This is a genomic window from Pseudonocardia sp. (assembly GCF_025465255.1).
Taxonomy (GTDB): domain Bacteria; phylum Actinomycetota; class Actinomycetes; order Mycobacteriales; family Pseudonocardiaceae; genus Pseudonocardia.
The window spans coordinates 12,264-33,162 of the sequence record NZ_JAODNI010000193.1 but is presented as its reverse complement, the minus strand read 5'-3'; the positions used below and the strand labels follow the sequence as shown (position 1 = coordinate 33,162).

General features: G+C 74.1%; 21 protein-coding genes. 13 read left to right on the top strand and 8 right to left on the bottom strand.

Annotation, left to right across the window (positions count from 1 at the left end; genetic code table 11):
• The first annotated feature begins 222 nt into the window (after positions 1-222).
• The 5 genes from JWP64_RS23285 to JWP64_RS23265 all read left to right on the top strand — a co-directional run bounded on the left by JWP64_RS23285 (position 223) and on the right by JWP64_RS23265 (position 7,255).
• Positions 223-1,446, top strand: coding sequence for an LLM class flavin-dependent oxidoreductase (locus JWP64_RS23285; protein ID WP_297500899.1), 1,224 nt, complete (start codon positions 223-225; stop codon positions 1,444-1,446).
• A gap of 13 nt (positions 1,447-1,459) precedes the next feature.
• Complete coding sequence (locus JWP64_RS23280) at positions 1,460-2,833, top strand: NtaA/DmoA family FMN-dependent monooxygenase (RefSeq protein WP_297500896.1); 1,374 nt, start codon at positions 1,460-1,462, stop codon at positions 2,831-2,833.
• Positions 2,830-3,930 carry an LLM class flavin-dependent oxidoreductase gene (locus tag JWP64_RS23275; protein WP_297500894.1) on the top strand — a complete coding sequence of 367 codons (1,101 nt, stop codon included), beginning with the start codon at positions 2,830-2,832 and terminating at the stop codon, positions 3,928-3,930. Before JWP64_RS23280 ends, JWP64_RS23275 begins: the two co-directional genes overlap by 4 nt.
• Positions 3,931-4,196: 266 nt before the next feature.
• Positions 4,197-4,721 carry a hypothetical protein gene (locus JWP64_RS23270; protein ID WP_297500890.1) on the top strand — a complete coding sequence of 175 codons (525 nt, stop codon included), beginning with the start codon at positions 4,197-4,199 and terminating at the stop codon, positions 4,719-4,721.
• Positions 4,722-4,744: 23 nt separating this feature from the next.
• The gene (locus JWP64_RS23265) at positions 4,745-7,255 is read left to right on the top strand and encodes a bifunctional lysylphosphatidylglycerol flippase/synthetase MprF (protein WP_297500888.1); all 2,511 of its coding nucleotides are present in this window, start codon (positions 4,745-4,747) and stop codon (positions 7,253-7,255) included.
• Between the two features lie 21 nt (positions 7,256-7,276).
• Here JWP64_RS23265 and JWP64_RS23260 read toward each other — a convergent pair whose 3' ends face one another.
• The 5 genes from JWP64_RS23260 to JWP64_RS23240 form a co-directional block, all read right to left on the bottom strand.
• Positions 7,277-8,407: a phosphatase domain-containing protein gene (locus JWP64_RS23260; RefSeq protein ID WP_297500886.1), complete on the bottom strand. Its 1,131-nt coding sequence runs from the start codon at positions 8,405-8,407 to the stop codon at positions 7,277-7,279.
• A 68-nt stretch (positions 8,408-8,475) separates the two neighbouring features.
• Positions 8,476-9,243, bottom strand: coding sequence for an SDR family NAD(P)-dependent oxidoreductase (locus JWP64_RS23255; RefSeq protein WP_297500883.1), 768 nt, complete (start codon positions 9,241-9,243; stop codon positions 8,476-8,478).
• Between the two features lie 41 nt (positions 9,244-9,284).
• Positions 9,285-9,803 carry an aromatic-ring-hydroxylating dioxygenase subunit beta gene (locus JWP64_RS23250; RefSeq protein WP_297500880.1) on the bottom strand — a complete coding sequence of 173 codons (519 nt, stop codon included), beginning with the start codon at positions 9,801-9,803 and terminating at the stop codon, positions 9,285-9,287.
• The gene (locus tag JWP64_RS23245) at positions 9,800-11,077 is read right to left on the bottom strand and encodes an aromatic ring-hydroxylating dioxygenase subunit alpha (protein ID WP_297500877.1); all 1,278 of its coding nucleotides are present in this window, start codon (positions 11,075-11,077) and stop codon (positions 9,800-9,802) included. Before JWP64_RS23245 ends, JWP64_RS23250 begins: the two co-directional genes overlap by 4 nt.
• A 34-nt stretch (positions 11,078-11,111) precedes the next feature.
• Positions 11,112-12,110, bottom strand: a complete 999-nt coding sequence (locus tag JWP64_RS23240; protein WP_297500874.1) for an amidohydrolase family protein — start codon at positions 12,108-12,110, stop codon at positions 11,112-11,114.
• 104 nt (positions 12,111-12,214) lie between these two features.
• On the opposite strand from JWP64_RS23240, the gene JWP64_RS23235 reads away from it, so the two are divergent.
• The 3 genes from JWP64_RS23235 to JWP64_RS23225 all read left to right on the top strand — a co-directional run bounded on the left by JWP64_RS23235 (position 12,215) and on the right by JWP64_RS23225 (position 14,881).
• A complete protein-coding gene (locus JWP64_RS23235) occupies positions 12,215-12,907 on the top strand; it encodes an FCD domain-containing protein (protein WP_297500871.1) in 693 nt (230 codons plus the stop codon).
• Positions 12,908-12,992: 85 nt separating this feature from the next.
• Positions 12,993-14,063 (top strand): extradiol ring-cleavage dioxygenase, encoded by a 1,071-nt coding sequence (locus JWP64_RS23230; protein WP_297500868.1) that lies wholly within the window; start codon positions 12,993-12,995, stop codon positions 14,061-14,063.
• On the top strand, positions 14,060-14,881 hold the full coding sequence (locus JWP64_RS23225) for an alpha/beta fold hydrolase (protein ID WP_297500866.1): 822 nt from the start codon (positions 14,060-14,062) through the stop codon (positions 14,879-14,881). The genes JWP64_RS23230 and JWP64_RS23225 overlap by 4 nt, the downstream gene beginning before the upstream one ends.
• Here JWP64_RS23225 and JWP64_RS23220 read toward each other — a convergent pair.
• Positions 14,847-15,014, bottom strand: a complete 168-nt coding sequence (locus JWP64_RS23220; RefSeq protein WP_297500863.1) for a hypothetical protein — start codon at positions 15,012-15,014, stop codon at positions 14,847-14,849. The genes JWP64_RS23225 and JWP64_RS23220 overlap by 35 nt on opposite strands.
• A gap of 200 nt (positions 15,015-15,214) precedes the next feature.
• Between JWP64_RS23220 and JWP64_RS23215 the strand changes: the two genes are divergently transcribed.
• Both JWP64_RS23215 and JWP64_RS23210 read left to right on the top strand, forming a co-directional pair.
• Positions 15,215-15,343 carry a hypothetical protein gene (locus tag JWP64_RS23215; RefSeq protein ID WP_297500861.1) on the top strand — a complete coding sequence of 43 codons (129 nt, stop codon included), beginning with the start codon at positions 15,215-15,217 and terminating at the stop codon, positions 15,341-15,343.
• 33 nt (positions 15,344-15,376) lie between these two features.
• Positions 15,377-17,470 (top strand): acetate--CoA ligase family protein, encoded by a 2,094-nt coding sequence (locus tag JWP64_RS23210; RefSeq protein ID WP_297500858.1) that lies wholly within the window; start codon positions 15,377-15,379, stop codon positions 17,468-17,470.
• A 13-nt stretch (positions 17,471-17,483) separates the two neighbouring features.
• Here the strand turns inward: JWP64_RS23210 and JWP64_RS23205 are convergent, their stop codons facing one another.
• Positions 17,484-17,885 carry a VOC family protein gene (locus tag JWP64_RS23205; RefSeq protein ID WP_297500854.1) on the bottom strand — a complete coding sequence of 134 codons (402 nt, stop codon included), beginning with the start codon at positions 17,883-17,885 and terminating at the stop codon, positions 17,484-17,486.
• A 281-nt stretch (positions 17,886-18,166) separates the two neighbouring features.
• On the opposite strand from JWP64_RS23205, the gene JWP64_RS23200 reads away from it, so the two are divergent.
• Genes JWP64_RS23200 through JWP64_RS23190 form a run of 3 tightly spaced genes read left to right on the top strand, consistent with a single transcriptional unit; the run spans position 18,167 to position 19,775 of the window.
• Positions 18,167-18,703: an NAD(P)H-dependent oxidoreductase gene (locus JWP64_RS23200; protein ID WP_297500851.1), complete on the top strand. Its 537-nt coding sequence runs from the start codon at positions 18,167-18,169 to the stop codon at positions 18,701-18,703.
• The gene (locus tag JWP64_RS23195) at positions 18,700-19,068 is read left to right on the top strand and encodes a hypothetical protein (RefSeq protein ID WP_297500849.1); all 369 of its coding nucleotides are present in this window, start codon (positions 18,700-18,702) and stop codon (positions 19,066-19,068) included. Before JWP64_RS23200 ends, JWP64_RS23195 begins: the two co-directional genes overlap by 4 nt.
• The gene (locus JWP64_RS23190; RefSeq protein ID WP_297500846.1) at positions 18,972-19,775 is read left to right on the top strand and encodes a hypothetical protein; all 804 of its coding nucleotides are present in this window, start codon (positions 18,972-18,974) and stop codon (positions 19,773-19,775) included. The genes JWP64_RS23195 and JWP64_RS23190 overlap by 97 nt, the downstream gene beginning before the upstream one ends.
• Before the next feature lie 17 nt (positions 19,776-19,792).
• Here the strand turns inward: JWP64_RS23190 and JWP64_RS23185 are convergent, their stop codons facing one another.
• Complete coding sequence (locus JWP64_RS23185) at positions 19,793-20,779, bottom strand: YihY/virulence factor BrkB family protein (RefSeq protein ID WP_297500844.1); 987 nt, start codon at positions 20,777-20,779, stop codon at positions 19,793-19,795.
• Between the last annotated feature and the right edge of the window lie 120 nt (positions 20,780-20,899).

Below are 20,899 nucleotides of genomic sequence, written 5' to 3'. Positions count from 1 at the left end.
ACGCTGCCCTGCCGGCCCCCCTGCTGGTTACTGTGGTGGGGACCTCGTCGCCTCACGGAAAGAGACGTCCGATGCCCGTTGTGCTCGTCGCACGGCTGTGGCTCGACGGCGTCGGCTCGCCTCCCGGCCACTGTCCGGCGTAACCGCCCCGGCCCGGCACCGGCGATGTCCCCGTCTTCCGGGGAGAGCTGTGTGCGAATCCTCCCGTGAAGGACCTCGCCCGTGAGCGACCCACGAAATCCCCTCCCCCTCACCCCCCTCCATATCGCGGTCGCCCTCGACGGCGCCGGCTGGCACCCCGCCGCCTGGCGTGAGCCCGAGGCCAGACCTACCGAGCTCCTCGACGCCCGGTACTGGACCGACCTCGTCCAGGAGGCCGAGCGCGGCCTGCTGGACCTGGTGACGATCGAGGACTCCTTCGGCCTCCAGTCGTCGAACCCCGGCAGGCCGGACGACCGCACCGACCAGGTCCGCGGCCGGCTGGACGCGGTACTGGTCGCGGCTCGGGTCGCCCCGCTGACCGAGCACGTCGGGATCGTCCCGACCGCCGTCGTCACCCACACCGAGCCGTTCCACGCGTCCAAGGCCGTCGCGACGCTGGACTGGGTGAGCACCGGGCGCGCCGGGGTCCGGGTCCGGGTGTCGAGCCGGCCGGACGAGGCGGCGCTGTTCGGCCGCCGGACGGTCGAGCCCTTCGAGCCGGGCCGCGCGGACTCCGCCGACACGGACGGGGGCCCGATCACGGACCTGTTCGACGAGGCCGCGGACTACGTCGAGGTCGTGCGCCGGCTCTGGGACAGCTGGGAGGACGACGCCGAGATCCGCGACGCGGCCACCGGCCGATTCGTGGACCGGGAGAAGCTGCACTACATCGACTTCGAGGGCCCGCACTTCTCCGTCCGCGGCCCCTCGATCACCCCGCGGCCGCCGCAGGGCCAGCCGATCGTCGCCGCGCTCGCGCACCGCACGGTGGCCTACCGGCTCGTCGGCCGCTCGGCGGACCTCGGGTTCGTCACCCCGCGGGACGCCGCGGACGCCCGCGCGATCCTCGCCGAGGTCCGCGCCGAGCAGGCCGTCGCCGGCCGGGCGGACGAGACTGTGCACGTGCTCGGGGACGTCGTCGTCTTCCTGGACGACGACGCGGCCGCGGCCGCGGACCGCAAGGCGCGGCTCGACGCGCTGCTCGGCCGGGAGCTGATCAGCGACGCGCGGATCTTCGTCGGGACTCCGGTCGAGCTGGCCGACCTGGTGCTGGAGTGGCGGGAGGCGGGGCTCGGCGGCGTCCGGCTGCGGCCCGGCGGCCTCCCCCACGACCTGGAGCAGATCACCCGCGGCCTCGTCCCCGAGCTGCAGCGCCGCGGCGCCTTCCGCACCGCCTACGAGGCGGACACCCTGCGCGGGCTGCTCGGCCTGACCCGGCCCGCCAACCGCTACGCGGCCGTCTGAGGGGACGACGATCATGGCCAAGAAGCAGATCCACCTCGCCGCGCACTTCCCCGGCGTCAACAACACCACCGTCTGGAGCGACCCGGCGGCGGGCAGCCACATCGACTTCCGGTCGTTCGTGCACTTCGCGCAGACCGCCGAGCGGGCGAAGTTCGACTTCCTGTTCCTCGCCGAGGGGCTGCGGCTGCGCGAGCAGAACGGGCAGATCTACGACCTGGACGTCGTCGGCCGGCCGGACACCATGGCCGTGCTGGCCGCGCTCGCCGCCGTCACCGAGCGCCTCGGCCTGGCCGGGACGATCAACTCGACGTTCAACGAGCCGTACGAGATCGCCCGCCAGTTCGCCTCGCTGGACCACCTGTCGGCGGGCCGGGCGGCGTGGAACGTCGTCACGTCCTGGGACGAGTTCACCGGCGAGAACTTCCGCCGCGGCGGGTTCCTGCCGCAGGAGAAGCGCTACCTGCGCGCGAAGGAGTTCCTGGCCGCCACCTGGGCGCTGTTCGACTCCTGGCGCGGGGACGAGATCGTGGCGGACAAGGAGTCCGGCGTCTTCCTCGCCGACCCCGACGCCGGCCGGTTCGACGTCTCGTCCGACCAGTTCGACATCAGGGGCCGGTTCTCGGTACCCCGCAGCCCGCAGACCCGTCCGGTGATCCTGCAGGCCGGGGACTCCGAGGAGGGCCGCGAGTTCGCCTCGTCGAGCGCGGACGCGATCTTCACCCGGCACGGCACCCTGGACGCCGGCCGCGAGTTCTACGCGGACGTCAAGGGGCGGCTGGCGAAGTACGGCCGCGCCGCCGGCGACCTGAAGATCCTCCCGGCGGCCACGTTCGTCCTGGGGGACACGGACGCCGAGGCGCAGGAGAAGGCGGACGTCATCCGGCACCAGCAGGTCAGCGGGCAGACCGCGATCAAGTTCCTCGAGCAGCTCTGGAACCGGGACCTGTCGGACCACGACCCGGACGGCCCGCTGCCCGAGGCCGACCCGCTCGTCGGGGAGAACACCATCGCCCGCGGCCGGGCGAGCGTGCGGATGTACCGGGACCCGATCGCGACGGCCCGGCAGTGGCGCGAGCTGGCCGAGGCCAAGCACCTCTCGACCCGGGAGTTGATCATCGAGGTCACCGGCCGGCAGTCGTTCGTCGGGACGCCGGAGAAGGTCGCGGACGCGCTCGACGAGTTCGTCCAGGCGGACGCCAGTGACGGCTTCGTGCTCGTCCCGCACCTCACCCCGGGCGGCCTCGACGAATTCGCGGACACCGTGGTCCCGCTGCTGCAGGAGCGCGGGTCGTTCCGCACCGAGTACGAGGGCACCACCCTGCGCGACCACCTCGGCCTGGGCGACGCGCGGCCCCCGGCCGACGCCATCCCCGGAGTGGGCTCATGAGGTTCCAGGTCCTGGACATCGTCCCCCACTCCCCGCATCCGGTGACCGGGGAGCTGATCTCGGTGCACGAGCGGCTGGAACGGGTGGTGGAGACCGCCGTCCTCGTCGAGAGGCTGGGCTTCGACTCCTACGCCGTGGGTGAGCGGCACGCGGGCGAGTTCGTGTCGTCGGCCCCGACCGTCCTGCTCGGCGCCCTCGCCAACGCCACCGAACGGATCCTGCTGAGCACCGGGGTCACCGTGCTGTCCCTGCTGGACCCGGTCCGCGTCGCCGAGGACTACGCGACGATCGACCAGCTCTCCGGCGGCCGGCTGGAGATCGTGATCGGCAAGGGCAACGAGGACAAGCACTTCCCGCTCTTCGGCCTGGACATCGGCGAGCAGTACGAGTACCTCACGGAGAACTACGAGCTGCTGCGCCGACTGCTCCGCGAGGAGGACGTGGCCTGGGAGGGGACGCACCACGCGGATCTGACGGCCGCGACGACGTTCCCGCGCCCGTTCGACGGCCCGTTCCGGATCTGGCACGGCTCGGCGACCTCCACAGCGGCCGTCGATCTCGCCGCGAAGTGGGGAGACCCGATCTTCACCGCGAACGCCCTGCAGCCGCGGGAGAACTACCTGGTCCTGATCGACCGCTACCGCGAGCAGCTCGCGGCGCACGGGCACGATCCTGCGCTGGGCTACGTCGGCTCCGGCTCCGGCGGCCTCTTCCTCGCCGACACCGACGAGGAGGCGATCACGCAGTACCGGCCGCTCTACGAGTTCATGGCCGCCAAGCTCGCCGCCGCGCACGCCGGGGACGCCCGCGCCGGCAAGACGATGGCGTTCACCACGATCGAGGACGCCGTCGCCCACGGGCCCGCCCTCGTCGGGACCCCGGAGCGGGTCGCGGCGAAGATCCTCGACTACCACAAGACCTACCGGCACGACGTCCAGTCGGTCTCGGTGAACCCGGTGCTCCCGTGGGCGCAGCAGCAGGAGGTGCTGACGCGCTTCGCCGAGGAGGTCGCGCCCCTGGTCCGCCGGGAGGTCTTCAGCACGCTCTGGGGGCCGCAGGACCCGGGCCGGGCGAAGGGGTTCACGGCGGCGGACTGAGCGCGGCCGCGCCCGGCCCGCGGACCTCGCGGGACGGGGGTGCACGCCCTACGCCCTGAGTGGGGTGTGCTCTCCCCGTCCCGGGGGTGCGCACGATGGTCCCCGGACGGCCCCCGCGCGAGCCTGGTGCAGGAGCCGCGCGGGTCGTCGTCGGCCGCGCCGGACTCCCCTCGGGCAAGCGCTCGGGGCAGCCGGATCCGCGTCGCGGACGCCGAGGGGGATGCCATGGCCGTCACCGTGGAACAGCACGAGAACGTCGCCGGGCCGTGACCTCCGCCGTGCTCGGGTGGTCGGTGCTGACCGGCGCCGTCCCGGCGACGCTGACGGTGCTCGGCGCCGCCGGGCTGGTCGCGTTGCTCGCGCGCCGGGACGCGACGTGGTGGAGCCGGAGCGTCCCGCGCGCCGTGCTGGTCGCGCTGCTCGTGCCCGTGGCCACCGCGGTCGTCGTCGACCGCATCTGGCGGCCGTTCCCCGACCCGCTGCCCGTCGACGCGCTGGTGTACCTCGGCGTCACGGCCCTCGCCCTCGCGCTCCTGGCGCAGCGGCTCACCGGGAGACGACGGTCCCGGGCGGCCGCGGTCGGCCGGGCGCTCGGGCTGGGGCTCGCCGCGGCGGCCGTCGTCGTCGCCGCGGCATCGGGGGTCAACCGCTACTACGGGCAGTTCCCGCCGGTCGGCGCCGCGCTGGGCGTGCCGCCGGCGAACCAGGCGAATCTCGCCTGGAGGGTCTGGGGTCCCGGCCTCGATGCCGCCCTGCCCTGGCTCGGCACCCGGATCGGGCCGACACCGTGAACCTGACCGACGACACGCCTCGGGTGACCGCGGCTCCACAGCCGCCCGAGCCCTCCCGCTCCGCCGCCGCGTGGGAAACACTGCGCAGGTTTCCGCTCACCGTCGCCCTGCTGCTCACGCTCTGGGGAGCCGGGGCGCTGACCGGGTCGCTGGCCCACGGCCCCTCCCGGAACCTGCTCGCCGAGGTCGGCGCCGGCCTCGGCCCGGCCGCGGCCGGACGCTGGTGGTTCCTGCTCACCGCACCCTTCTTCGCCTCCGGGCCCGGGGCCTACGCCACCGCCACCCTTGTGCTGGTGGGTGTGCTGCCGGTCCTGGAACGGCGCCTCGGCAGCCGGCGGACCGCGGCACTCCTCCTACTCGTCCAGGTCTTCGGCTCCACGGCGGGGATCGGCGCGGTCGCGTTTCTCCGCCTCTCCGGCGGCCGGTGGTCGGACCAGCTCGCCGCCTCCGTCGCCGTCGGTCCGGGAGCGGCGGTGATCGGCGCCGCGCTCGCCGGCTCGGCCGCCCTCCCGGTGCTCTGGCGCCGCCGGGTCCGACTCCTGGCGCTGGTCGGCCTGGCGACGATGGCGCTCTACTCCGGGCTGCTGCCCGACGTGCTCCGCCTCGTGGTCGGCGTGACCGGGCTGGCCGTGGGCCGGATCCTGTTCCCGCCGGGCTCCCGGCCGTCGGCGCCGTCCCGGCCCGAGACGCGGGTGCTGCTGGCGTTGATCGTCGCCGCCTCGGCCGTCGGCCCGCTGATCGCCGCCGTCGCGCAGACCCGGGTCGGGCCGCTGTCCGTGCTCCGCTTCGTGGTCGAGCCCGCACCGGACCCGGCGAACCTCGCCGAGGCGTGCGCGGGCGGGACCGCGCGGGAGTGCGCCCGCGCGCACGCCCGGCTGCGGCTGTCCGGCCTCGGCCCCGGGATCATGTCGGTGATGCCGGTGCTCCTCCTGCTCGCCGCCGCCGAGGGCCTCCGCAGGGGACGTCGGGCGGCGTGGACCGCCGCCGTCGCCCTGAACACCGCCCTCGGGGCCCTCGGCCTGTTCCTCGTGGCGCGCTCGACGACGCCGTCGCACCTGCACGGATGGCTCGCCCTCGTGCTCCCGGCGCTGCAGCCGCTCGCCGTCGTCGGCGCGCTCGTCGCGGCCCGGCACGCGTTCAGCGCCGGGCGGGCCACGGAAGCCTTGCGGCGCCGGGCGGCGCAGATCCTGGGCACCGGCGTGGCGGTGTGCACGGTGTACGTGCTGGGCAGTCTCGCCGCCGGCGCGCAGTACGACCGGCCGCCCGGTCTCGTCGAGCTGGTGCGCGGCCTGCCCGAGCGCTTCCTCCCGCCGGGCTACCTGCGGGGCGTCGAGGTGCCGTTCCGGCCCGTCGGAGCCGTGGCCACCGCTCTGTACGGCTGGACCGGCGTCGTGTTCTGGACGGTCGTGCTGGCCGTCGCGGTCCGCACGTTCGGCCGGGCCGCACCCGCGTCGAGCGGCTCGGACCTCGGGCGGGCCCGCCGCGTGCTCGCGCACACCGGCGGCTCCTCGCTGTCGCACATGATCACGTGGCCCGGCCGGTCGTACTGGTTCCTCCGCGGGGCCGACGTCCCCGGCGGGCCGGACCGGGACCTCGCGGTGATCGGCTTCCACGTCGTCGGCCGGACGGCGCTGACGGTCGGCGAGCCCGGCTGCGAGCCCGCCCACCGCGCCGCCGCGGTGCACGGGTTCGTCCGCTTCTGCCACGAGCAGGGCTGGACGCCGTGCCTGTACTCGGTCGGAGCCGAGGTCGCGGACATCGCCCGCGGGCTCGGCTGGTCGACGGTGCAGGTGGCCGAGGAGACGGTGCTGTCCCTGCCCGGGCTGGCCTTCACCGGCAAGAAGTGGCAGGACGTCCGGACGGCGCTGAACCGCGCCACGAGGAGCGGCATCACGCCTGTGTGGACCCGGTACGGCGAGTGCTCCCGGTCCACCGTCGCCCAGATCCGGACGCTGTCGGAGGAGTGGGTCTCGGACAAGGACCTGCCCGAGCTGGGGTTCACCCTGGGCGGCCTCGACGAGCTCGCCGACGACGACGTGCGGCTCATGCTCGCGGTCGACGCGGACGGGCTGCTGCACGGGGTCACCAGCTGGCTCCCGGTTCGCCGCGACGGCGCCGTCGTCGGCTACACCATGGACTTCATGCGCCGCCGCGCCGGCGGGTCCGCCGGCGTCGTCGAGTTCCTCGTGGCGTCCACCGTGCGGCGCTGCCAGGACGACGGGCTGGAGTTCCTCTCGCTGTCCGGCGCACCTCTGGCCAGGCTCGACCGCGGTGCGGCCCCCGACGGGCTGCAGCGCCTGCTCGACGGCACCGGTCGCGCCCTCGAACCCGTCTACGGCTTCCGCTCGTTGCTGGCGTTCAAGGCGAAGTTCCAGCCCGAGTACCGGCCGTGGTTCCTGGCCTACCCCGATCCCGCGGGGCTGCCGGCCATCGGCAACGCGCTGGCGACCGCCTACCTGCCCGGGCTCACCGCCCGGCAGCGGGCCCGGCTCGGGCGACAACTGGCGGGCGCGGCGCGGGGCCGGCAGAGCTGAGCGGCCCCGGCGGGGAGGCTCCTACGACCCCGTCTCCGACCGGACGGCGTCGATCGCGCCGCCCTCCAGCAGCCCGATCGTGGCGGCGTGCTCGGCGATCGCCGTGCTGTCCTCCACCACCAGCATCGGCACCCCCTGGGCGGTGACCCGGGCGGCGAGGGCCTGGACCTCGGCGTCGCGCCGCGCTTCCCAGGGACCCGCGCGGCGGACGTAGACGGCCCGGACGCGGTCCGGGAAGGCCTGCGCGACCGCCGCGTAGATCTCCGGGTCGAGCTGCCCGGTGTCCCCGATCAGCACGAGCTTCAGCCCCGGGTGCTCCTCCAGGATCCGGTGGATCAGCCCGGTCTTGTGCTCGCGGGCCCCGATCCGGAACAGGCTGCCGTGGCCCGGTCCCCAGTCCGTCAGCAGCAGCGGGCCGAGGGGGAAGGCGCGCAGCGCGATGAACTCCAGCAGGGACGCGTGCAGGTTCCACGGGCTCGTCGAGACGTAGAAGACCGGGCGGCCCACACCGCCCCGCGGGGCGACGAGCGCCCGGTACAGCGCGGCGGCGCCGGGCAGCGGCGCCCGGTCCGCGGTCTCGGTGAGCAGGGTCGCCCGGAGGAACGCCAGCCCTCGGGTCAGACCGGTCTCGAGGATCGTGTCGTCGACGTCGCTGACCAGCCCGACGTCCGCCCGCGGATCGACGACCAGCACGGGCGCGGTCGCGGACGTCCCGTCGTCCAGGGCCAGCTCGACGTCGTGCCAGCCCGGCTCGAACCCCGGGTCGTCGACGACGACGTCGAGGTACCCGTCCCGGTCCGCGCGGAACTCGCTCGCCCGGGCGGGGGTCCGCACGACGACCGCGGCGCGCGGGAGCTCGATGGTGAAGAACCGGCTGACGCTCGCCAGGAACACGGCCCGCCGGGAACGCCGCTTCGCGGCGGGCCGGGCCGGCTCCCCGGCCGGGATCGCGTCCGGGACGGCTTCCGAGCGGCCGAGCACCACCCGCGCGCCGACCCGGATGCGCTGCGGCGAACCGTGCCCGACGAACGGCAGGACCAGCGGCCGGCGCCGCCCGCGCAGGAGGACGACGAGCGTCACCAGGCCGTCGACGACGCCCTCCACGACGATCGCGGTCCGGACGAGGAGGGACTTGCCGTGAGCGCGGATCACCGCCTGAGGGTGTCGTGTGCGGGCCCCCGACGCCACTCCGGGGCGCCTGGGAGAGCTCGGGAGGCCGGTCACCCCATGCTGCTGCCGCCGTTGACGCTGATCACCTGCCCGGTGACGAAGGCCGCCTCGGGCCGCAGCAGGTAGGCGACGGTGCCGGCGACCTCGTCGGGCGTGCCGGCCCGGCCGTACGGGATCAGGGCGACCGCGTCCTCCAGCACCGGGCGCAGCGCCTCCGGCAGCGTGCCGGCCTCGACGGCCGCCGCGATCTCGGGCGTCTCGACGTACGACGGCGCCACGGTGTTGACCGAGATCCCGGCCCCGGCGAACTCCCGGGCGAGCCCGCTGGTCAGCCCGTGCACGCCGCCCTTCGCCGCGTTGTAGACCGCGTGCGCGGTGAGGCCGTTGCGGACGGACTCCGCGCCGATGTTGACGATCCGGCCGCCGCCGCGCTGGACGAGGTGCGGCAGCAGCGCGAGGGTGGCCCGCAGCGTCGTCCAGAGGTTGTTGTCGATCGTGGCGCGCAGCGTCTCCTCGGTGTGCTGCAACGTCGGGAGGATGACGCCCCCGCCGGCGTTGTTGACCAGCGCGTCCACCCCGCCGAACGCCTCCACGGCCGCGGCGAGCATGTCCTCGGCCGTCCCCGCTACGGAGAGGTCGCCGACGAAGCCCGCGACCGGGCCGTCGAGATCGTCGAGGCCGGTCTTGAGCTCGGCCTCGGTGCGGGCCGCGACCAGCACGCGGGCGCCGTCGGCGAGCAGCCGCCGGGAGATGGCCAGGCCGATCCCGGTGGCGCCGCCGGTGACGATCGCGGTATGCCCGTCGAGCGGCCCGCCCACAGGATGCCCGCTTACAGGATGCCCGGTCACAGGATGATCGGTCACAGGATGATCGCCACGTCGGCGACCTGGCGCAGCGAGCCCATGGCGAGGGTCGCGCGCTTCGCGGCGATCCGCAGGTGCCCGTCGACGACGCGGAGCCGGTAGGCGTAGCGGCCCACGTAGGTGGTCGAGCGCTCACCGCGGAACCGCCACACCGTGAACTCCGCGACGACCGGCAGCTCCTCCCCCTCGACCGGCCGCAGGCGCACGTTCGAGACCTGGTGGCTCGTCGTCGAGTGCGGGTACTCGCGATGGGCCTTGCGGCTGTTGAGCCGCTCCACCCGGGAGCGGAGCCGCAGCGCGTTGTCGTCGATCAGGACGAGGTCCCGGGTCGGGTCGCCCTCCGGGGTGTCGTTGCAGGGGACGACGTAGCGGCAGTCGGCGGTGAAGAGGGCGATCCAGGTGTCGAGCTCCCAGGCGTCGAGCAGCTCGGCCTCGGCGTAGAGGAAGTCCTCGACGTCGGCCCGGGTCACGTCGCGGACGCCGGTCACGACGGGTGCGGGCTCGAGCGCGGTCATCGCTCGACCCCCGTGACCTGGGAGTTCCACTGCCGCCAGAAGGCCCGCATCTGTTCCTCGTCGTTCGCCAGGGGATCCCGGGCCATGCCGCGGGAGAGGTCGTTCCACTCCAGGCCCCCGCTGTGGAAGCCCTGCTGGCAGGACTCCAGGGCCTCGATGTCGTCCGGGGTCGCGAACCCGCCCGGGCCGAGGAAGGTCAGGAAGCTGTCCAGGCGGCGCTGGCGCAGCTGGGGCAGCTCGTCCCGGGGCGCCATCTCCCAGGCGGTGACCTCCATCCGGTCCGCGGAGGTGGGCATGAAGGTGCGCACGGTGATCGCCATGATGTCGTTGATCACCAGGTTCGGGTAGATCAACATGTTGCGGTTGGTGTCCGCCATCCGCCGGGCCCGCGCCTCCCCGTACTTCTCGACGAGGTCCGCCCGCAGCCGGCCGATCTCCTCGCGCGAGTCCTCGCCGAACAGCGGCTCCCACTTCGCCACCGGCCGTCCCCACGGCGCCGCGTACTCCAGCACCGCGTGGCCGTTGCCGAGCGACTTCGCCGTGCCCGCGACCCCGCCGGACAGGTCCGTCCCGAGCGAGACGAGGTACTTGAAGTACGTGTCGTGGGTCGGGACGGCGTGGTAGCCGTCGATGCTGTTCTCCGCCAACAGCTTCCAGTTGGCGTCGATCGCGTACTCGTTGGTACCGCGGATGATCTCCGCGTCCCCGGTGGCGTCGACGACGAGGTCGAGGTACTCGGCCGCGCCCGCCAGGTAGTCGACGAGGCCCATGATGTCCGGGTCGTAGCTGAGGAACACGAAGCCGCGGTAGCTCTCCACCCGCGCGACCGGCCGCAGGCCCAGCGCGCCGAAGTCCAGCCCGTCCCCGTAGGCCTCCCGGTCCGGGACCCCCACCAGCTTCCCGTCCGTGTCGAACGACCAGGCGTGGTAGAAGCACTGGAAGACCTTGGCGTTGCCGGAGTCCTTGCGGCACACCACCGCGCCGCGGTGGCTGCAGCTGTTGTGGAAGACCTTCACCTCGCCCGCCTTGTTCCGGACCATGAACACGGCGCGGTTGCCGACGGGGCGGCGCACGTAGTCCCCCGGCTCCCGGATCTCTGACTCGTGCCCGACGTAGAGCCAGCTGTGCCCGAAGACCCGCTCCAGCTCCAGCGCGTGGATCTCCGGCGAGGTCATGGTCGAGCGGTGCACCCTGAAGCGGTGGTGCTCGCGGTCCTCCTCGACGAGCGGGCCGGACGGTGCCAGCTGCCGGGTGGGGTCGAACGTCGCGGTCATGGTGGGCTCCAGTTCGGCCGGCTCAGGGGCGGGATCAGGCGAGGAGGGGGTGGACGGCGTCGATCACGTCCAGGGCGTTGGCGCGGCGGACCGCCGCGGCGAGGGACGGGTCCACGCCGGACAGGACGGCGCCCGGCGGGGCCTCGCGGGCGGCGAACGGGTAGTCCGTGCCGAGCAGGACGTGCTCCGCGCCGAACCGGGTGACGGCGAGGTCGAGGCTGGCGGACTCGTAGGTCAGCGAGTCGCACCACAGCTCGCGGGCCCGCTCGCTCGGCAGGGGCTCGTCCCCGCGCCCGGCGAGCACCGCGCCGCGGTCCAGCCGGGGCAGGATCGCGGGCAGCGCTCCCCCGCCGTGGGCGAGGCACAGCCGCACGCCGGGCCGGCGGGGGCGGCCGGTGAGCAGCCCGGCCGCCGCGGTGGCCGTCTCCACCGGCATGCCGAGCCCGAAGCCGATGCCGAGCGCGGCGAGCCGCGGGTCCAGGGTGAGGTCCACGGGATGCACGAGGACGAACGCCCCGCGCTCGGCGGCGGCGTCGAAGAACGGGTCGAGGGACGGGTCGTTCAGCTCGGTGTCCCCGGCCCGGGTGCCGATCTCGACGCCGAGGAAGCCCAGCTCGTCGACGCAGCGCGCGAGCTCGGCGACGGCCCGCTCCGGGTCCTGCAGCGGAACCGCGCCGAGGGCGAGGAGCCGGCCCGGCGCCTCGGCCACCAGTGAGGCGAGGAAGTCGTTCTGGGCGGCGGCGAGGACGGCCGCCCCGTCGGCGGGCTGGTCGTGGCACAGCGTCACCGGGATCGGCGAGACCACCTGCGCGGCGACGCCCTCGGCGTCCATGTCCCGCAGCCGCCGGGCCGCGGACCAGCACCGGTCGTCGATCTCCCGGTAGATGCGGCCGTCGAGCAGGATGTTCGCCCTGTCCTCGGCCGTGCGCTCCACCGACGGCCAGCGGCCGGGGCGCCCGGCGAGGTCCGGGAGCCGGTCCGCGATCGCGTGCGTGTGCACGTCGATCACGCCCTCGGGAATCGTGGTGGGCATGGGCTTCTCGACCCCCGGGGACGTCGGCGTCAGGGCGGTGTGACGCTAACAATCCTGCACACATGATTCAAGACATTGCATTTTCTCCCGTGTAGGCTCCCGCCATGCCGTCACGCGCCCAGCAGGTCGCCGCCGACATCGAGAACACGCTGCTGGCCGAGCGCACCCCGGTCGGCACCTCGCTGGGCCGGCGCACGGACCTCATGGCGCGGCACCGGGTCAGCCCGACCGTGATGAACGAGGCACTGCGGATCCTGCGGGACCGCGAGCTGGTGATCGTGCGGCCCGGGCCCGGCGGTGGCGTGTTCGTATCGAGCCGGCCGCCGCAGGTCCGGCTGGGCGCCCTCGACCTCTGGTTCTCCGGCAGCAGCACGGATCCCCTCGGCCTCTTCGAGGCCCGGACGCACCTGGAGGACACCCTCACCTCGGTGGCGCTGGACCGCGCCGGGCCCGCGGACGTGCGGGACATGGAGTGGGCGGTCGAGGAGATGCGGGCGGCGGCCGGGGCCCGGGCGTTCCTGGAGGCGAACATGCGGCTGCACCTCGCGATCGCGCGCGCCGCCCGGATCCCCGTGCTCGCCGGGATGTACGAGGCGATCGCCGCGATCATCACCGGAACCCTGACCCGGGTGGAGCTGATCCCCGGGCACGAGGAGATGTACGCGCACAGCATCGCCGTGCACGGCGAGATCGTCGCCGCGATCCGGGACGGCGACCGCGAGGCCCTGACGAAGCTGATGAGCCTGCACCGGCACGACCTCGTGCGCGCGGAGGACCCGTCCCGCTCGCCGGTCTGATCCCGGGCCACCCTTGAAACCTGTATGCAGGTTTGTCTAGGGTCGCAGGGGTCCCGGCGACGACGTCGGGGACGAGGAGGCGGTCATGGCGGAGTTCCTCGGACTGGGACTGACCCACTATCCCCTGCTGGCGGGTACGGACGAGCAAATGGCGGGCCTGCTGCGCTGGACGCTGACGGACCCGGACATCCCGGCCGAGCTCAAGGACCCGGCCACCTGGCCTGCGCGCATGCAGCAGGAGTGGGGTGACGACGGCGGGGTCGCGGCCGCCGCCCGGCACCGTGCCGAGCTGCGGGAGGGCCTGGCCCGCACCCGCAAGGAGCTCGACGCTTTCCGGCCGGACTTCGTCCTGGTCTGGGGCGACGACCAGTACGAGAACTTCCGCGAGGAGGTCGTCCCGCCGTTCTGCGTGCTCGCCTACGGAGACACCGAGGTGGAGCCGTTCGAGCTGATGAACAACCGGGGCAGCCCCAACGCCTGGGGCCGCCCGGACCACATGACGTTCACGCTGAAAGGCGACCGCGGCGTGTCCCGCCGGCTCGCCGACGGCCTGCTCCATGAGGGTTTCGACGTCGCGTACTCCTACGCCAAGCGGGAGAACGCGCCGTTTCCCCACGCCATCGCCAACACCCAGCTGTTCCTGGACTACGACAACGCCGGGACCGAGTTCCCGTACCCGATCGTCCCGATCACGGTGAACTGCTACGGCCAGCACGCCATCGCCCGGCGCGGCGGCCTGGCCCGGTTCGCCGAGATCAGGGACGAGCAGCTGGACCCGGTCGGCCCGTCGCCGGCGCGGTGCATGGACCTCGGCGCCGCGGTCGCGCGGACGCTCGCCGGCACCGAGAAGCGCGTCGCGCTCGTCGCGTCGTCGAGCTGGTCGCACGCGTTCCTCGTGGACAAGGACTGGCACCTCCGCCCGGACACCGCGGCGGACCGCCGCCTCTACGACGCGTTCGTGCGCGGGGACACCGACACCTGGCGCGCCGTCACCGGGCCGGCGATCGTCGACGCCGGCCAGCACGAGATGTTGAACTGGTTCTGCCTGGTCGGGGCCATGAAGGAGCTCGGCATGACGCTGGACTGGTCGACCTTCGTGGAGACCGACGTCTTCAACTCCAACAAGGTTTTCGCCGTCTTCGGGGAGCAGTCGTGACCGCCACCACGGACATCAGCACGGGCCACCGGATCGCCGTCGGGCCGATCGACACCTTCTACCTCGACGCCGGCGCGGGCGACCCCGTCCTGCTGCTGCACGGCTCCGGGCCGGGCGTCTCCGGGTGGGCGAACTGGCAGAAGACGATCCCCGGCCTCGCCCAGGAGTTCCGGGTCCTCGCGCCGGACATCGTGGGGTACGGCGCCACCTCCCGGCCGGACGACGTCCGGTACTCGCTGCAGACCTGGACGGACCACGTCGTCGGGTTCATGGACGCGCTCGGGATCGAGCGGGCGTCGCTGGTCGGGAACTCCCTGGGCGGGCGCATCTCCCTCGCGCTGGCCGAGCAGCACCCGGACCGGGTCTCCCGGATGGTGCTGATGGGCTCCCCCGGCGTCGGCATGACGATCACCGACGGGCTGAAGGCGTTGCGGGCCTACGAGCCCTCCCCCGAGAACATGCGGGCCCTGCTGCTGGACTACTTCGCCGTCGACAGGTCGATCATCACCGACGAGCTGGTGCGGATCCGGTACGAGGCCAGCGTCGAGACCTACGACGCGTACCGGGCGATGTTCTTCGACCCGAAGCACGCCGGGAACGACCTCTCGATCACCGAGGAGCAGGTCCGCGGGATCCGGACGCCGTCGCTGCTGGTCCACGGCCGGGAGGACAAGGTGGTCCCGCCCGGGGTGTCCTGGACGATGGTGAACCTGCTGCCGGACGCAGACCTGCACGTCTTCGCCCGGTGCGGGCACTGGACCCAGATCGAGCGGGCCGCGGAGTTCACCGAGCTGGTCGCGGCCTTCCTGCGCGGCTGACGGCGTCGGGGCCGGCCCAGGCCCCGACGGCGTCGACGAGTCCCCACTCCAGGGCGTCCGCGGCGCCGAGCGGGCCGCCGCCCAGCGCCAGGTGCAGGGTGCGCCAGCGCCCGATCCGGCGCGGGATGCTCACGGTCCCGCCCGCCCGGGATGAGGCCCATGCCGATCTCGGGCAGCCGGAACGTCGTGTCCGGGGCCGCGACGACGCGTCCGGCGAAGGCGGGCAGCTCGATCCCGGCGCCGACGCACGGGCCGTGGACGCGCGCCTCGACGCGGTCCGCGAGGCGGTGACAGGAGCCGCCCGGCTCCGGCGCGGGCGGACCGGCCCGCCGGGTGGAGCGAGGGGCCGCGGCGGACCTGATCGTGCTCGACCGCCCGCTCGACGACGCCCTCGAGGTCCTCGACCCGGGGTGCGTCCGGGCGACGATCATCGGGGGCGAGGCCGTGCACGACGCCGAGTAGCGTCCGGACCGGGGCGACAGGCAGGAGGCGTCGATGGCGGAGCGGGCGACATCCGGGGTGGCGGCGGTGCTCGAGGCACGGTCGGTGGCCCTGGTCGGGGCCTCGGACAACCGGGCAGGCGTGTCCGGCCGGGTGCTGCGCTACCTGCGCGACTGGGGCTTCACCGGCGGCGTCTACCCGGTCAACCCGCGCCGCGCGCAGGTCCAGGGGGAACGGTGCTGGCCGGACCTCGCGTCCCTGCCCGAGGTGCCGGAGCTCGCCGTGCTCGCCGTCCCGGCGCGGGCCGCGGTGCAGGCGATGCGCGAGTGCGCCGAGGTCGGGGTCCGGGCCGCGGTCGTCCTCTCCGCGGGGTTCGCCGAGTCCGGGCCGGAGGGCGCCCGGCTGCAGGACGAGCTGCTCGCCACGGCGCGGACCGGCGGGGTCCGGGTGCTCGGCCCGAACTGCATCGGCGCGTTCAACTCCGGCACCGGGCTGGCCGCCACCTTCGCCACCGCCCTGGACGGAGCGATCCCCACCGCCGGGTCCGTCGGGATCGTCAGCCAGTCCGGGGCCTACGGCGCCCACGTCGCCTACCTCGCCGGGCAGCGCGGCCTCGGCGTCCGCTACCTGGTGACGACCGGGAACGAGCCGGACGTCGACCTCGCCGAGGCTCTCCTGTGGATGGCCGGGCGGCCCGAGATCGACGTGATCCTGGCCTACGCCGAGGGCGTCAAGGACGGGCCGCGGTTCCTCGAGGCGCTCCGCGTGGCGCACGCCGCGCGGAAGCCGATCGTGCTGCTCAAGGTGGGCCGCTCCGCGGTCGGCGCCGAGGCCGCCCGCTCGCACACCGCCGCGCTCGTGGGCTCGGACCAGGTCTACGACGCGGTCCTCGCCCGCTACGGCGTCCACCGCGCCGAGAGCACGGAGGAGCAGCTCGACATCGCCTACGCCTGCGCGCACGCGCGGCCCCGCGCGGGCGACCGGCTCGGCATCGTCACCGTCTCCGGCGGGGTGGGCATCCAGCTCGCCGACTCCGCGGAACGCCACGGCCTCGCCGTCCCGCCGATGCCGATCCAGGCGCAGCGCGCGGTCCTGGACCTGATCCCGTACGCATCCGCGGCCAACCCGGTGGACTGCACCGCGCAAGCGCTGAACCACATGGACGTGTTCGTCGCGGCCTGGAAGGTCATGCTGGCCGAGGGCGGCTTCGACGCGCTCGTCGGCTTCTTCACCACCATGCCGCTGTCCGCGAACTTCGCCGGCCGGCTGCGGGAGAGCATCGAGGCGGGCACGGCGGACCGCGGGGACCGGCTCGTCGTGCTGAGCTTCGTCGCCGAGCCCGAGACCGTGCGCGAGTACGAGCGCAGCGGGTTCCTGGTCTTCGAGGACACGGACCGCGCGGTGCGGGCCGTGGCCGCCCTGGCGCGGCTCGGGGCGACGTTCGACCGGCCGCTGCCCACTCCCCTGCCGCCCGCCCGGGCACTGCCGCGCCGGGCCTACACGGAGGTGGAGGCCACCTCGCTGCTCGCGGCGGCCGGCGTGCCGACGCTGCCGCAGCGCCTGGCGCCGGACGTCGACGGCGCGGTCGCCGCCGCCGAGGAGCTGGGCCACCCGGTGGCGCTGAAGATCGTGTCCCCGGACATCGGGCACAAGAGCGACGTCGGCGGCGTCGCCCTCGGGCTGTCCGGTGCGGGCGCCGTCCGCGCCGCCCACCGCTCGGTCCTCGCCGCCGTGCGGGAGAAGGCACCGGCCGCCCGGATCGACGGCGTGCTGGTCACGCCGCTGGCCCCGCTGGGCGTCGAGACGATCGTGGGCGCGCGGATCGACCCGGTGTTCGGGCCGGTCGTCGCGCTCGGTCTCGGCGGGGTGTTCGTCGAGGTCCTGCGCGACGTCGTGCTGCGGCCCGCCCCGGTCACCCGGGACGAGGCGGCGGCGATGGTCACCGCGCTGCGGGGCGCGACCCTGCTCACCGGGGCGCGGGGCACCGACCCGGCGGACGTCGACGCGCTGGCGGCCGCCGTCGTCGCCGTGTCGGAGTTCGCCGCGGCCCACCGGGCGGACCTGGCGTCCGTCGAGGTGAACCCGCTGCTCGTCCTGCCGGCCGGCCAGGGATGCCGCGCGCTGGACGCCGTGATCGTGACGCGCTGATCAGCCCGGACGATCAGGCCGGGGGCGCGAAGAACTCGAGCGCGATGTTGTCCGGGTCCCGGAACGAGACGCCCGAGCCGTAGTGGGCGTCCACGATCCCGCCGTGCTTGATCCCCAGCTCGTCCAGCTTCGCGACCCATTCCTCGAGCTGGGCCCGGTCCGCGCAGGCGAACGCGACGTGGTCGAGGCCCGTCCGGCGCTCGTCGAAGTCCCCGCCGGTGGGGCCCGCGGGATGGGTGTGCAGGCCGAACAGCTGGCCGCCGTCGAGGGCGAAGACCGTGTGGTGGAAGCCGCCGGTCGTCTCGTCCTCGTCGAGCACCGGCTCCGCGCCGAACAGCGCGGTGTACCAGCGCGTGCTCCGGTCCAGGTCCGTCACCGTGATCGCCACGTGGGCGATGGCCGGGAAAGCGGGCATCGGGTCCTCCTCGTCCGAACGTCTCCGGTCGTACCCTCGGCCGGGCGTACCAGGCCAGCATGCAGCGGCGCGCGCTCCCTGGCACCGACCGAACGGAGGGGATGGGCGGCGGTGTCCACGGCCGGGGCGGTGGTGTGTCCCACGGCAGGCGTGGCCGGCGCCGCACCCGGGTATCCGGGAATCATGACCAGTTCCGCACCCGGGGACTCCACACCGGACCTCCGCGCCCTCGCCCTCGTCTGCACGCTGTCCCCGTCCCGGCCGAGTCCAGCAGCGACCTCATGGCGCGGCAGGTGCTCGATTCCCTGGCCGGCCACGGGGTCACCGGCGAGTTCGTCCGGGTGGTCGACCACGACGTCAAGCCGGGTGTGCAGAAGGACATGGGCGAGGGCGACGCGTGGCCGGCGATCCGCGAGCGGATCCTCGCCGCGGACATCCTCCTGATCTCCACCCCGACCTGGGTGGGACACGCGAGCAGCGTCACCCAGCGCGTGCTCGAGCGGCTCGACGCCGAGATCGGCGAGACCGACGACGAGGGCCTGCCGTTCATCTTCGGCAAGGTCGCGATCACGGCGGTCGTCGGCAACGAGGACGGCGGTCACAAGATCACGGCCGATCTCTTCCAGTCCCTCAACGACATCGGGTTCAGCGTGGCCGCACAGGGTGGCGTGTACTGGAACGGCGAGGCCATGAGCGGCACGGACTACAAGGACCTGGACAAGATCCCGGACCCCGTCGCTACGACGATGTCGACGATGACGGCCAACGCGGTACACCTCGCCCGCCTGCTCGCCGCGAGCAGGTACCCCGCCACGTGATCCCGGAGCCGCCGACGATCGTCGTCGGCCTGCTCACCGATCCCAGCCTGCCGGCCGACGTCGCCCGGAAGGCGGCGCAGCGGCTGCCACAGGTGCTCGACGAGCGCGTCGACGGCCGGTTCCGGTGGGTCGTGCGGACCCACGCCGAGCCCGTCGAGACGGCCCCGGACCACGAACGGCTGATGGACAAGGCGCGGGCCCGGGTCGACGGGACGGGCTGGGACATGGCCGTCTGCCTCGTCGACCTGCCCGTGACCACGTCGAACGGGTGCTCGCGGCGGCCGTCGACCTGCGGCACCGCACCGCGCTGTGCTCGCTGCCGGCGCTGGGCGGGCTCACGCTGCGCCGCCGCACGGTGGACCTGATCGCCGCCCTGGTGGGCGAGCTGCTGCCGGTCCTGCACGGCCCCGCGACCGTCGTCGGCACCGACCGGCCGCGCCGGGAGCGGGCCCACGGCCGCAGCGTCCGCGCGCTGCACCGGGTGGCGCCGTCCGACGACGACGTGGACGTCGAGCTGGCAGTGCGCCGGGGCGGGCGGGGCCGGCTGCTGGCCGGGCTCGTGCGGACCGTGCGGCCGTGGCGGCTCGCGCTCGGGCTGTCGAAGCCGCTGGCCGCCGCGGCGGCGGGCAGCGCCTTCGGGCTGCTCTACACGAGCATCTGGTCCCTGGGGGCCGCGCTCGGCCCGGTCCGGCTGACCGCCGCATGCGCGGGGGCCGTCGCCCTGCTGATCGTCTGGCTCGTCTTCGGCCACGGGCTGTGGGAGAGCCGGACCGCCGCGGGCGGGCACGCCCGGCTGCTCAACCTCGCCACGCTGATCACCATCGGGCTCGGCGCGCCGCTGTTCACGACAGCCCTGTTCGCGTTCAACATCGTCGCCGCGCTGGTCGTGGTGCCTCCCGCCCTGCTGTCCAGGACGATCGCCGAACCTGTCGGCGTCGCCGAGTTCCTGCGCGTCCCGCTGATGGCCTCGGTGCTCGGCATCGTGGCGGGCGCGGTGGGCGCGGGCTCGAGGACGACTCCGCCGTCCGGGACGCGGCGTACAGCCACCGCGAGCAGGCCCGGCAGCGGCTGATGCGGGAGTCCTCGTCCTCAGCCGCGGTCCGCGACTGAGTCCGCCGCGGCCGCGCCGCGCTCGCCCAGCGGCTCGGCCGGGCCCTTCGTCGAGTCCCGGCTGGTCTGCCGCTCGCTCTCGGCGTTGATCTCGGCGCCGAGCAGCACGATGTAGCTGGTGAGGTAGAGCCACAGCATGAGCACGATGACGCCGGCCAGCGCACCGTAGGTCTTGTTGTAGCTGCCGAAGTTCGACACGTAGAGGCTGAAGGCGACGCTGCCGATCACCCAGAGGACCGTGGCCACGATCGCGCCGACGCTCACCCAGGAGAAGCGCGGGGCGTCCCGGTCCGGGGCCACCCGGTAGACGACGGCGAGCGCGCCGACTACGAGCCCGACGAGCAGGACCCAGCGCAGCACCTGCGCGAGCACCAGGCCGATCCCGCCGAGGCCGAGGGCGTCGAAGAGCACCGGGACGCCGGCCACCAGCGCCACCGCCAGCAGCACGAACACGACCGAACCCAGGGTGAGGGCCAGGGCCGTGCCCCGGAGCTTCAGGAAGCCGCGGGTCTCGTCCTCGTCGTAGGCCAGGTTCGTCGCCTTGATCAGGTTCATCGTCCCGCCGGACGCGCTCCACAGCGCCGCGAGCAGGGAGACGATCAGCCCGACGCCGAGTGCGCCGTCGCTCCCCGCCGTCACCGCGTTCACCTGGTCCGCGACGAGCGGGCGGGCCGTCTCCGGCAGCAGCGCGGTGAGGCTCTGCACCTGCGACGCGACCTGCGCAGGATCGGCGACGATGCCGTAGAGGGTCAACGCGGCGATGATCGCCGGGAACAGGGCGAGGAACGCGAAGAACGCCACCCCGCCCGCGAGGATCGGCACGTTGTCCGACTTGGCCTCGGCGAAGGCCCGCTTCGTCACCTGGATCCAGCCCCGCGGGGGGATCTGGGCGGGGGTGTCGGCGTCGTCACCGGGTGGGACCGTCGTCTTCTCGCGGTCAGCTCCGGTCGTCCGTGTCGTGGTCATGCGCTCGCTCTCGTCGTCGGCTGGAGTTCGCAGGATTCCCGCTGTCGCGGCCGTCAACCGCCGCCGTTCGGGGCGCGGCCGACCCCCGGAGGGCGGAGCAGGGTTCGGTGGCGCACGCCG